This is a genomic window from Paenibacillus sp. FSL H7-0703, assembly GCF_038003485.1.
GTDB lineage: Bacteria > Bacillota > Bacilli > Paenibacillales > Paenibacillaceae > Paenibacillus > Paenibacillus polymyxa_B.
This window is the reverse complement of record NZ_JBBOPF010000001.1, coordinates 1,796,460-1,808,019: the sequence shown is the minus strand read 5'-3', so window position 1 is coordinate 1,808,019 and position 11,560 is coordinate 1,796,460. Positions and strand designations below refer to the sequence as shown.

The 11,560-nt window shown below is 47.2% G+C and carries 11 protein-coding genes and 1 pseudogene; 9 read left to right on the top strand and 3 right to left on the bottom strand.

Going from position 1 to position 11,560, the window contains the following annotated elements:
* Positions 1–15 precede the first annotated feature (15 nt).
* Positions 16–744: a potassium-transporting ATPase subunit KdpC gene (kdpC, locus tag MHB46_RS07675; RefSeq protein ID WP_341162004.1), complete on the top strand. Its 729-nt coding sequence runs from the start codon at positions 16–18 to the stop codon at positions 742–744.
* 110 nt (positions 745–854) lie between these two features.
* On the opposite strand, the gene MHB46_RS07670 is transcribed toward kdpC, so the two are convergent.
* Both MHB46_RS07670 and MHB46_RS07665 read right to left on the bottom strand, forming a co-directional pair.
* Positions 855–2,174: an Nramp family divalent metal transporter gene (locus MHB46_RS07670; RefSeq protein WP_341162003.1), complete on the bottom strand. Its 1,320-nt coding sequence runs from the start codon at positions 2,172–2,174 to the stop codon at positions 855–857.
* A gap of 215 nt (positions 2,175–2,389) precedes the next feature.
* Positions 2,390–2,674: pseudogene (locus MHB46_RS07665) on the bottom strand (manganese catalase family protein); the annotation flags it as partial.
* A 261-nt stretch (positions 2,675–2,935) separates the two neighbouring features.
* Between MHB46_RS07665 and MHB46_RS07660 the strand changes: the two are divergent.
* From MHB46_RS07660 to MHB46_RS07650, 3 genes are all read left to right on the top strand, one after another.
* Positions 2,936–3,355 (top strand): organic hydroperoxide resistance protein, encoded by a 420-nt coding sequence (locus MHB46_RS07660; protein WP_013309264.1) that lies wholly within the window; start codon positions 2,936–2,938, stop codon positions 3,353–3,355.
* 123 nt (positions 3,356–3,478) lie between these two features.
* The gene (locus MHB46_RS07655; protein WP_025722703.1) at positions 3,479–3,805 is read left to right on the top strand and encodes a hypothetical protein; all 327 of its coding nucleotides are present in this window, start codon (positions 3,479–3,481) and stop codon (positions 3,803–3,805) included.
* 129 nt (positions 3,806–3,934) lie between these two features.
* The gene (locus MHB46_RS07650) at positions 3,935–4,360 is read left to right on the top strand and encodes a thiol-disulfide oxidoreductase DCC family protein (RefSeq protein ID WP_165176314.1); all 426 of its coding nucleotides are present in this window, start codon (positions 3,935–3,937) and stop codon (positions 4,358–4,360) included.
* Between the two features lie 8 nt (positions 4,361–4,368).
* Here MHB46_RS07650 and MHB46_RS07645 read toward each other — a convergent pair whose 3' ends face one another.
* Positions 4,369–5,145: a DUF3153 domain-containing protein gene (locus MHB46_RS07645; protein ID WP_103047579.1), complete on the bottom strand. Its 777-nt coding sequence runs from the start codon at positions 5,143–5,145 to the stop codon at positions 4,369–4,371.
* Between the two features lie 235 nt (positions 5,146–5,380).
* Here MHB46_RS07645 and MHB46_RS07640 point away from each other — a divergent pair, with 235 nt between their 5' ends.
* The 5 genes from MHB46_RS07640 (at position 5,381) to MHB46_RS07620 (ending at position 11,502) form a co-directional block, all read left to right on the top strand.
* Positions 5,381–6,352 carry a metal ABC transporter solute-binding protein, Zn/Mn family gene (locus MHB46_RS07640; protein ID WP_103047580.1) on the top strand — a complete coding sequence of 324 codons (972 nt, stop codon included), beginning with the start codon at positions 5,381–5,383 and terminating at the stop codon, positions 6,350–6,352.
* Positions 6,353–6,366: 14 nt separating this feature from the next.
* Positions 6,367–7,131: a metal ABC transporter ATP-binding protein gene (locus MHB46_RS07635; RefSeq protein WP_165176308.1), complete on the top strand. Its 765-nt coding sequence runs from the start codon at positions 6,367–6,369 to the stop codon at positions 7,129–7,131.
* 5 nt (positions 7,132–7,136) lie between these two features.
* Positions 7,137–8,066 carry a metal ABC transporter permease gene (locus tag MHB46_RS07630; RefSeq protein WP_341162002.1) on the top strand — a complete coding sequence of 310 codons (930 nt, stop codon included), beginning with the start codon at positions 7,137–7,139 and terminating at the stop codon, positions 8,064–8,066.
* Complete coding sequence (locus tag MHB46_RS07625; protein WP_165176304.1) at positions 8,063–8,959, top strand: metal ABC transporter permease; 897 nt, start codon at positions 8,063–8,065, stop codon at positions 8,957–8,959. Before MHB46_RS07630 ends, MHB46_RS07625 begins: the two co-directional genes overlap by 4 nt.
* A 215-nt stretch (positions 8,960–9,174) precedes the next feature.
* A complete protein-coding gene (locus MHB46_RS07620; RefSeq protein WP_341163698.1) occupies positions 9,175–11,502 on the top strand; it encodes a histidine kinase in 2,328 nt (775 codons plus the stop codon).
* Positions 11,503–11,560 lie beyond the last annotated feature (58 nt).

Here is an 11,560-nt window from a genome sequence, read left to right as displayed (position 1 = left end):
GAAAGGGTGAACGACATGAGTGGTTTTTATCGGATGATGTCTGGACGCAGATTTGCTGCGCACGAAAAAGCCGAATCTGGTGGGCAAGGTCATAACAAACGTACAGGGACCGGGACAGTGTCGGAAGGACAACCGGAGAGACAAGAGATGCGAGGAAGTACAGTTATTGGAGTGGCTTTGCGAACATCGGTGCTGATGATTCTCTTGTGTGGTTTGGTATATCCGCTAGTCAGTACAGGAGTAGCGCAGGTTCTGTTTCCGCAGCAAGCAAACGGCAGTATGCTCCGTGACGCAGAGGGGCGGGTGGTCGGCTCCGAATTGATTGGACAGTCCTTTGCCGATTCGGCGTTTTTCCAAGGTCGGGTATCGAGCGTTGATTACAATGGGGCTGGTTCAGGCTCGAGTAACTACGCGCCGTCGAATCCAGCCTTGATACAGCGAGTCAAGGACTCTATTGCGGATTGGCAGAAGCATAACCCGGATGTACCCGTCAGTCAGGTTCCGGTGGACCTGATTACGAACTCCGGCTCCGGTCTGGACCCGCACATCTCGCCACAGGCGGCACGGGTGCAAATTCCGCGCATTAGCGGCTTGACGGGTATCCCGCAGGATCAACTGAGAGCACTGGTGCAGGAGCAGACAGAAGGCCGCAGCGCCGGGGTATTCGGCGAGCCGCGTGTGAACGTGCTCAAGCTGAATCTCGCGCTTGAGGCGCAAATGCAGGTAGAGCCTGCCAAGCGTTGAGTATTCTTTATGTATACAGGACAAATAAAATAGGATGAACAAAAAAAGGTATCTCGTTGCCATTGGGGCTAGTGAGATACCTTTTTAATATATTCATATTTGGCTACCGATTATCCTGAAATCGTTTGAATGATGAGCACTACATTCAAGATGATAATGACAGCGGTCACGATCCAGGTTAATACTTTTTGCCACATTTTATTTGCGAATTCACCCATAATCTTTTTGTCGCTGGTAAAGAGAAGTAATGGAATGATGGCAAAGGGAAGCTGGATGGACAGGATGACCTGGCTCAGCACAAGTAGTTCCTCCGCACCTTTTTCACCTGCGATAGCAGTGACGATAACCGCTGGAATGATCGCGATGAGGCGGGTCACCAGACGACGCAACCAAGGTGAAAGACGAAGATTCAAAAAGCCCTCCATCACGATTTGTCCGGCTAAAGTGCCTGTAACGGTTGAATTTTGACCTGAGGCGAGTAGCGCCACCCCAAATAGTATGCTTGCCAGCGTGGTTCCAAGTAGTGGCGAAAGCAGATAATAGGCATCACTAATTTCGGCTACATCTGTTCTTCCTGCCGTATGGAATACAGCAGCTGCCACGATCAAGATGGCGGCATTAATAAATAAAGCGAACATCAGCGCTATACTGGAATCCCAAGTTGCAAATGTAATAGCTTCCCGTTTACCTGCTGAAGTCTGCTCAAATTTGCGAGTTTGTACAATAGAAGAATGCAGATACAGGTTATGCGGCATAACAGTAGCGCCCATAATACCGATGGCAATATACAGCATGCTTGGATTCGTCAAAATTTGCGAGTTTGGTACAAAGCCGCCCAATACGCCGCCCCATTCCGGTTGTGCCAAAATGAGATTAATCCCAAAACAGCCGGCAATCGTCGCCATCAGCACAATGACAAGTGTTTCCAATGCCCGAAAACCTTTGTTTTGCAGCAGTAAAATAAGCATGACGTCAAATGCGGTAATGATGACTCCGTATAGTAACGGTAGACCAAACAGCAACTTCAGCGCAATGGCTGAACCGATGACCTCGGCCAAATCCATGGCTGCAATGGCAATTTCGCACAAGAGCCATAAGCCGATCGCGACAGGACGACTGTAGGCATCACGGCACATTTGAGCCAAATCTTTACCTGTGGCAATGCCAAGCTTGCCAGATAAGGCTTGTAGCAGGATGGCCATCAAGTTGGAGATTAGAATGACACTAAGCAGCGTGTAGCCGAATTTCGATCCGCCAGCGATGTCTGTGGCCCAGTTGCCGGGGTCCATATAGCCGACTGCGACCATATAGCCGGGTCCAGCAAAGGCAAGAAACTTCCGAAACCAGGTTCCGTCTTTCGGGACGCTCAAGGAACGATTCACTTCCGACAGTGAAGCGATTTCCGCGAAGTTACCCTTTGTATTTTTCATACGCTTCACCTTCTTTATTGATGTTGAAATATATTATTAGTGACATAACGATTGTGTTATCCCTATTGTACACTTACAATAGTTTTTGTCTAGTGCAACTTTTGTGTGGTCAAGCAAGTTAATCGTATTTTTGAAGCAATATGGGCATCGTATAAAGCTGAACACTAGAAAAAACCAAGCTATATCGCTCTGAGGGGAGCAGCTTGGTCGTTTTGGATTTTTTTAAATTGTTGTCCATCTTCCGGGTGAACGCTGCTCCATATTTTATCAATTTCCTTGTAGTTATTCGGACTGAAACGATAAATAGCCCGGTGCAATCCTTTTTCTTCGAATTTACGCGTTTCAGAAAAGGCTTCATTCTCCAAGTTCGGAATCGGAAGCATTTTGGTCATTTCTACGCCTGTAAGCTTTTCCAACGCTTTGGCATAGGCCATCACATGGACTCCACCCCCCACCAACAAGTAGCGTACGAGCTCGCGTGCGACAGGGGTGTCAGACATGGAAGTCTGAGCAGATACAATAAAATGATGCGAGTAAGCCTTCAAGACACATGTTGACGGCTCCTCAAGTTAGGGGCTTATAACATATAGTGTAAACAAGGTGAGGTTGAACTAAACGGTAAATATACTGGTTAACAAACATATTTCAAATGATTCATTTTGTGTAGTTCGTTTAAAGTACATACGAGAAGGAAATCATGTATTAACATGACGATAGATTCCTGCGGAAAACATATGATATAGAGAAGGAGAGATGAAATCATGGAAGCATTATACACAGCATCAGCAACGGTACATGGTGGAAGAGACGGTTCAGTCGCTTCATCCGATGGAGTTTTGAAGCATAAGCTCAGCACGCCGAAGGAACTGGGTGGCGCAGGCGGAGAAGCTACGAATCCGGAGCAATTGTTTGCGGCAGGCTATGGTGCCTGCTATGAGAGCGCATTGGCTAATGTGGCCCGGAAGGCTAAGGTGAAGGTAGACAATGTTGAGGTCACCAGTCACGTATCTATCGGCAAGGACCCAAGCGATGGCGGCTTCCAGCTGGCGGTACGTCTGGATGTGAAAATACCCGGTATTGAACGCGCTCAGGCCGAAGATCTGGCACGCCAAGCGCATGATTTTTGTCCGTATTCCAAAGCAACACGCGGTAACATTGATGTCGAGCTTAATGTCATTTGACTGCATTTCTATAACTTTTACACTCTGGCCGCCGATTTATCGGTGGCTTTTGCACATAGATCTTGATTCGCTGAGAGTTGCGACCATTTGACATCATCGCCAAAATTCATTAAGATGGCTTAGGTGATTCTGGTCATCAGGTACGAAACAAATTTGAAAAATACGGGTGATATGATGTCTTACAGACCGAATATTGTTAATTTCACGCTGGCTGGCAGCAACGAAAAAGAAGGGCTTTATGAGTTTAAAATGAGTTTGGCCGATGGAACGGAGTGCCGCGTTTTTTCTCAACGTAATCCGGAGTGGACCTTGACGAATATTAGTCGACTGCTAACGACGCCTTGCCCGGTATGCCATAAGGATTTTATCTGCAAGTGTATGGATAAGTTTCATGAGGAGTTTTTAGAGCAAATTAATACGAAACAGCTGTTTGAAAAAGCATTGAGCTAGTTTTCGAACAGGTAAAGACTATACATTTCTAAACAAGCGTCGGATACTTTCGGCGTTTTTTTGTTTATATTCATATGGTTGCGTTGCTGGTATTCATGCCGTTGATTTCTCTGGAGGTGAAATGCATTTATGAACCAGTCTGATCATGCTCGTTCAGATCATTCCATTGTGTTGGTGGATGGGGTATGCCACTTTTGTCAGGGAGCGGCCCGCTTTATTATCAAGCGTGACCCTAAGGGAACATTTCATTTTGGTTCCCTGCAATCCGAGGCAGGACAAGAACTTTTACGTGCAGGAGGACTATCTACAGATCAACTGGATACGTTCGTGCTGATTGAAGACGGTACGTATTATACAAGATCAACCGCAGCTTTGCGAATTGCCAAACGTCTTCGTTTTCCATATCCACTGGCCTATATGTTCATCCTGGTTCCCCGCTTTGTGCGCAATGCAGTCTATAACTGGGTGGCGCGTAACCGATATCGTTGGTTTGGCAAGGATGAAGAGGATCAATGTCAGATCCCCCCACCAGAAATTAGACAACGATTTTTTTAGTTGCTTTTTTAAGTTTCTTTTTTGGAGCGATGTCTACGAATTAGTAAGATCACAGCGATCACGATCAGTATCAGGCTCGTAACAGCTACATACACGATATGTCGTACATTGGGTACGTTAACAGACAATTTTAGCTCGTTAGATTCCAATGGAGCAATGTCCCAATACAGTGTTTTTCCGTCTTCCGACACACGGTCCGCATTATTGGTAGCAGGTTGGATGGGTAAGGATAGGCTGAAGTTAAGATCCAGCTGCCGCTCCAGTAATTTGCGCGCAAACACATTCATTTGCTCAAATTTGTCACTCAGTCCTTGAGCTTCTTCAGGAAGCATCCGTGGTAGATCGAGCTTCATGGTAAGATCAATATTCGTTGTGAAAAAATGTTGACTCACAGCGCGCTTTATTTCTAATCCCTCAGGTAGATTTAATTCCTGACTGGGATTTTTTTTGTTTGTGCTCCAATCTCCTTGATAATGTCCCTTGATTTGATATCCCTTTCTTCCCTGTTCAGCTAGCGGCTGTACATCTACATTGTTGCTTTGAATACGCTTGACTAATCGATCCAGCAGCCCGGGATTGTCCAACATCATCAGTGTCTGGTTGTTTACACTGAACGTTGCATCCATATCTACACTTTGATCGAGATGAACATCTACATGGATGTCACCTCGAGCACAGGAAGTTAGGACAAGCAGACAGCACACCAGCATGAAAATGAGCAGTATTTTTCGTATCCGAACTTGCCGACATTTGTTCCGATAAGGGCTGTATCCTGTTGGCTCCATGACCTGCACCTCTTTATATGTATTCTTTGGTTTAACGACTGGATATCTTCTATATATTACACATTGGGAGAACGAAAATCGAACGGTATAACGAAATACATAAGAATTATATTTTATAAAATGTTTCCCTAGGTAAAAACTTTAGTGTATACTCTAAAATATAGTGTTGATAAAAAATAATTGAATCAAGGAAATAGTTTGTCTCAAAACGAAATTCAAAGGAGGATTTTAAAACATGAACAAGCAGTTTAAGAAGGCTTTGCCGCGATGGGTAACGACGGTTGGAGTGTTGTCTCTGGCTCTGGTTCTAGCGACTGCATGTACCGATGCTAAGAAGAAGGAGCAGGGAACTGCGAGAGAGGCGGGACAAAAAATAAAGGCTACGGCTACCATCGGTATGATCTCTGACATTGTCGGCAAGGTCGGCGGTAATCATGTGGAGGTCACAGGAATTATGAAGTCAGGCGTTGACCCGCATTTGTACAAGGCTTCTCAGGGAGATATGCGCAAGCTGGATCAGGCCGACGTTATTTTTTATAACGGGTTGCATCTGGAAGGTAAAATGCAGGACATTCTGGAGAAAATCAGCAAGCAAAAACCCGTCATACCCGTGTCCAAAAACATCGCACAGGATCAGTTGCGTGCAGGTAGCCCGGAAATGGGATCTGAGCATGATCCACATATCTGGTTTAACGTACAGAATTGGATGTCTGCGGTAGAAACCGTCAGAGATGAATTATCGGCGCTAGACGCTGTTCATGCGGAGGAATATAAGGCCAACGCAGAAGCCTATCTTACTGAGCTGCGAGAGCTGGATGATTACACGAGAGAGCAGATTGCCAGTATACCGGAAGCCCAGCGCGTGCTTGTCACAGCACATGATGCTTTCGGCTATTTCGGAGATGCCTACCACATTCAAGTGAGAGGACTTCAAGGTATGAGCACAGAATCAGAAGCGGGTTCTCAAGATGTGACCAAGCTGCGAGATTATTTGGTGGAGCATAAAATCAAGGCTATATTCGTAGAATCTAGTGTTCCGAGAAAGGCCATAGATGCGGTTATTCAAGGGGCCGCTCAGCAAGGCCATACAATTAGGGTTGGTGGCGAGCTGTATTCGGATGCCATGGGTGAAGAGGGCACAGAAGATGGAACATATATTGGGATGGTCAAGCATAACGTCAATACGATTGTTAAAGCTCTTAAATAAGGAGGCAAAGATACATGGGGCATTCACCACTTGTCGTTCGTGATTTATCGGTAGCTTATCAAAAAAAGCCCGTTTTGTTCGATGTTTCCTTTGAGGTGCCGGAAGGCAAGCTGATTGGTATTATCGGCCCGAATGGGGCTGGGAAATCTACGTTGATCAAGGCAGCGCTTGGACTGATTCCAAAGCTTAGGGGCGAGGTGCTGGTCTACGGCAAGCCCTATAAGCAACAGCTGCTCAAGGTTGGCTATGTACCACAGCGGGAGTCGGTGGATTGGGATTTTCCGACGAACGCATTGGATGTGGTTATGATGGGACGGTATGGCAGATTGGGCTGGTTTAAGCGTCCGGGTGCAGCAGATCGTCAGGCTGCGATGGAGAGTTTGGACAAGGTTGGAATGAGTAAATATGCAGACAGGCAGATTAGTCAATTGTCTGGCGGTCAGCAACAACGTGTTTTTTTAGCCAGAGCACTCGCGCAGGATGCTCAGCTTTATTTTATGGATGAACCGTTTGTCGGTGTGGATGCTGCAACAGAAAAAGCCATTATTTCGCTGCTCAACGATCTGAAACAGCAGGGTAAAACCGTACTTGTCGTTCATCATGATTTATCTACAGTCACGGATTATTTTGATCAGGTTATGCTGTTGAACGGGCATCTTATGGCGTTTGGAGAGACGATAGATATTTTTACTGAGGAAAATCTGCAGCGTACGTATGGTGGGCGTCTGAGTATACTCAAAACAAGCCCGGATTCCGGCACGATACTCGGAGTGAGGTGAGCAGTATGACAAGCTTGGCAACGCTTTTGACCGACCCGAATATGCAGTGGATTTTGCTGGGCTGTATTTTGCTCGGTTTAAGCAGCGGAGTGATTGGCAGTTTTATGTATTTGCGCAAGCAGTCGCTCATGGGAGATGCTTTGGCACATGCGGCTTTGCCGGGGGTATGTGTGGCTTTTATGATCACAGGTACAAAATCCGTGTTTGGATTTATGATTGGGGCCGCCATTGCAGGGATTGTTGCGACCTTTGCCATCAGTGCATTAACCCGGTATTCACGAATTAAAAGCGATTCCGCGATTGCAGCGGTGCTGTCGGTATTTTTTGGCTTCGGCATTATGTTGTTGACCGAAATTCAGCATAGTGGCGCTGGAAACCAAAGCGGATTGGATAAATTTCTATTTGGTCAAGCTGCGGCAATGGTATTGTCTGATGTCTATACGATGGCGGTAATTTCGGTGGTACTCATCGGAATATGTATATTATTTTTCAAGGAATTTAAGTTGCTCAGCTTTGATCCCGGCTTTGCCCGCGGACTTGGTTATCCGGCAGGGTTGCTGGATAAGTTGTTGATGCTATTGATTGTCATTGCGGTGGTTGCTGGCATTCAGGCCGTGGGAGTCATTATGATGGCTGCCCTGCTGATTACCCCGGCCGTGTCGGCAAGATACTGGACAGAGAAGCTGGGGGTCATGGTGTGCCTATCAGGCTTGTTTGGTGCTATAGCAGGCCTTGGTGGGACGCTCATTAGCTCTCTGGGGCAAAATCTGCCTACAGGACCGTTATGTGTGTTGTGTGCGACTGTGGTGTTTGGAGTGAGCTTGATTTTTGCGCCGCAGCGCGGGATGATCTCCAAGGCTATCGTTCGGTTGAACGCCAGAAAAAATCTGGAGCAGACAGTCGGAACACAGCCAAGGGAGGAGCGTGCCCTATGAGTTCATTTTATGTAATTTTGACGGGAATGTTAGTGGCAGGGGGATGTAGTATCGTTGGGTGCTTTCTCGTGCTTCGAAAAATGGCTATGATCGGTGATGCAATCAGTCATGCGGTATTGCCGGGGATTGTCATTGCCTTTCTCATCAGCGGATCGAGGGATTCGGTGTGGATGATGTTTGGTGCAGCTGTGCTGGGTCTTCTAACGGTGTACCTAATTCAGCTATTCCAACAAAGCGGTCTGCAAAGTGATGCTGCCATTGGCGTGGTGTTTACGACATTGTTTGCTATCGGTGTTTTGCTGATCAGTGTGTTTGCTTCCAATGCCCATCTGGATATGGATCACGTTTTGTATGGGGAAATTGCTTATGTGCCATGGAATACGTTCGAGATTGCCGGCTTCGATGTCGGTCCGAGGGCTGTGTGGATTACGGGCGCGATGTTTTTGATCAATTTGCTCGTGATAGGGGGCTTTTTCAAGCAATTTAAAATCACTTCCTTCGACCCCGCCCTGGCAGCTTCATTAGGCATTCCAGTTGTTTTTTTTCATTATCTGCTGATGAGCCTTGTCTCGCTAACGACGGTGGCATCATTTGAGAGCGTGGGCGCAATTCTGGTGGTTGGCATGCTCGTTGTGCCGCCGCTTACCGCTTATCTGCTGACGGAGAAGTTGTCTCGTATGATTGTATACAGCGTCGGATTTGGGGCCATCAGTTCGGTCGTAGGCTTTTACACAGCAAGTGTATTGGATGCTTCTATTGCAGCATGTATGCTGTGTGTATCGGGTGTGTTGCTGCTTTTGGCTTTTCTCTTTTCTCCGTCTCACGGTGTGGTATGGCAAAAGTTATTTCAACAACGGGGGATCGTTGGCGAAGTTGGCGAAGATAGCAAGTGATTGTAGGAAGTGATCCCATATGAGTTACCCAAAATAGCGTGTATTCAGGTATAAGAGACCTGAATGCACGTTTTTTTGCGCTTATACTGCCCTGCGCGGCTTTTTTTGGAGCAAGCTTGATTGATCATCTTGAATTGATTGGGACACGGGAGTACATTCATTACAACCATATAAGAATGAACGGAATGAGCGGTTACGCTGGGGGAGGAACGAAAGTGGAGAGCTTCAAACGTAAATCACCAGAGGAAATACTGGATTCGATTAACAAACTGCATCGAGGCAGACTCAAAATATACATGGGTGCGGTCAGTGGCTCGGGCAAGACGTATCATATGTTGCAGGAGGGACAATCGTTGCAGCATGAAGGTATTGATGTTGTAATTTGCGCGGTCTCAACCATGCAGCGGCCTGTGACTGTGGAACAGGTCGGCACGCTGGAGCGCGTGCCTAGTATTCATTGGATAAAAGATGGTGAGGAGCAAAAGGATCTGAATGTGGAAGCTTTGGTGGCACGAAATCCCGAGGTGGTACTGGTGGACCATTTGGCACATCATAACCGGAAAGACGCCCCATTTCCAACACGGCTGGAGGATATTCGGTATTTGCTGGAGCAGGGAATTAGCGTCATTACGACGGTCAATGTATATGAACTCGAAGGAATTACGGAGTGGGTATATCAGCTAACAGGCTTTGAAGCGGAATATACGGTTCCAGTTGATACACTGGAACTGGCGGATGAAATTCGTCTGATTGATGCCACCCCGGAGATGATTTTGGAACGGCTGGCGAAAGGCTACATGCATACACCCAATCCTGAGATGTTTCACCGGGGAAATCTGGGTAAATTGCGTGAGCTAGCCCTGCGATTGGTAGCAGAGGATGTGAACGATTCGCTGGAACGGCACCGAGAGGAGTTAGGCTTGCACGGGGCGTCAGGAGCGGCAGAGCGTATTTTGGTACCTGTTCAATATCATTGGAATGGGTCTATTTATGTACGTAGGGGAGAACAGGTCGCCAAGCGGTTGGGTGGAGATATGCTAGTGGTCTCCTTTGTCAGCTCGAAGCGCAGGCTGTCCAAGGAATCAGCAGCCTTCAAGCGTTCGATTGAGCAGTTGGCTGACAAGATCGGATCGACATTTGAAGAAATTCCGCTTTTTTCTCGCAGAAGGTTGCCTCGTCAACTGATTCATTATGCGGTGACGCACAATGTTACCCGAATTGTTATGGGGCATTCTCGGCAGACTCCGTGGCAGGAGTTGATGAAAGGATCGCTGGTGAACGGGATTTTAAAACGAATGAAAAATATGGATCTGCTGCTGATTGCGGACCGGGCCGAGCAGGAGGGTGAGCGGATCTTGCCAACAATGAGACAGGAGGAGGGAGATAATGATCCGTATCATCGTTTGAGCGTTGAAGAAGCACAGGCTGAGGCAGCCAAAATCCTGCGGGGCAAGCTCAAGGTATATATTGGCGCTGCTCCGGGGGTCGGCAAAACATACACGATGCTGAGAGAGGGAAATGATCTGCTGGAGAGCGGGATCGATGTAGTTATCGGACTGCTGGAAACGCATGGAAGAGCAGAAACACTGGCACAAGTAGGCTCTCTGGAGATGATTCCCCGTCAGTCCATTGAGCGTCATGGCGCACATTTGGAAGAAATGGACACCGAATCCATTCTCAGGCGTAATCCCGAGGTGGTGCTTATTGATGAGCTTGCACATACCAACGTGCCCGGAAGTGTGAGATCTAAGCGCTATGAGGATGTGCTTACCATTTTGGAACAAGGTATTTCTGTGATATCCACAATGAATGTACAGCATTTGGAGAGCCTGAATGATGCGGTAGAACAGATTACTGGCATACGAGTGAGAGAGACTGTTCCCGACCATATGATGCGTCTGGCCGATGAAGTACAGCTTGTTGATGTGGCTCCTAAATCGTTGCAGCAGCGTATGCGTGAGGGCAAAATATACGATCCTGCGAAGGTGGAACAGGCACTTAGCCACTTTTTTAAACTGGGCAATCTGATTGCGTTACGTGAACTTGCTTTGCGGGAATTGGCAGATGACGTAGATGAGCGGCTGGAATCCTGGGATCGACATGAATCACTTCGGGGACCGTGGCGCAGGGAGGAAGTGATCTTCGTAGGTGTGACGCTAAGCGAAAATGCTGAAAGGTTGATTCGCCGTGGTTTTCGTATCGCCTTTCGTCTGAAGGCTGTGTGGATTGTGACTTATGCTCATGTCGGTGAGCGTATACCTGAGAGACTGAACCCTCGTCTGGAACAACTAAAGTTGCTGACCCACCGACTGGGGGGGACCTTTGAGATACGGCTTGTTTCCAGCCGACGCGAAATTGCCGAAATTTTGATTGCTCCGGTGGAAGGATATTCAGGTACACAGCTCATCGTGGGGCAGTCTTCCCGAAGTAGCCGTTGGGGTAAGGCTGCGGTTGTGCCGAGGATTCTCCGTCAAGCACGTCATATGGATGTTCTAATTGTGGCGGATTATGATCCGGATATTAAGCTGGAGGTAGATCATTAATTAGCCCAGTAAATTCATAAATAGTCATATGCTGGTTACCGATAGTTCGCTGCTTCCA

Bases quoted from the DNA above. Each gene is read 5' to 3' on its own strand.
- kdpC (WP_341162004.1), top strand. From the start codon at position 16: ATGAGTGGTTTTTATCGGATGATGTCTGGACGCAGATTTGCTGCGCAC.
- MHB46_RS07670 (WP_341162003.1), bottom strand. From the start codon at position 2,174: ATGAAAAATACAAAGGGTAACTTCGCGGAAATCGCTTCACTGTCGGAA.
- MHB46_RS07650 (WP_165176314.1), top strand. From the start codon at position 3,935: ATGAACCAGTCTGATCATGCTCGTTCAGATCATTCCATTGTGTTGGTG.
- MHB46_RS07625 (WP_165176304.1), top strand. From the start codon at position 8,063: ATGAGTTCATTTTATGTAATTTTGACGGGAATGTTAGTGGCAGGGGGA.
- MHB46_RS07635 (WP_165176308.1), top strand. From the start codon at position 6,367: ATGGGGCATTCACCACTTGTCGTTCGTGATTTATCGGTAGCTTATCAA.
- MHB46_RS07645 (WP_103047579.1), bottom strand. From the start codon at position 5,145: ATGGAGCCAACAGGATACAGCCCTTATCGGAACAAATGTCGGCAAGTT.
- MHB46_RS07630 (WP_341162002.1), top strand. From the start codon at position 7,137: ATGACAAGCTTGGCAACGCTTTTGACCGACCCGAATATGCAGTGGATT.
- MHB46_RS07640 (WP_103047580.1), top strand. From the start codon at position 5,381: ATGAACAAGCAGTTTAAGAAGGCTTTGCCGCGATGGGTAACGACGGTT.
- MHB46_RS07660 (WP_013309264.1), top strand. From the start codon at position 2,936: ATGGAAGCATTATACACAGCATCAGCAACGGTACATGGTGGAAGAGAC.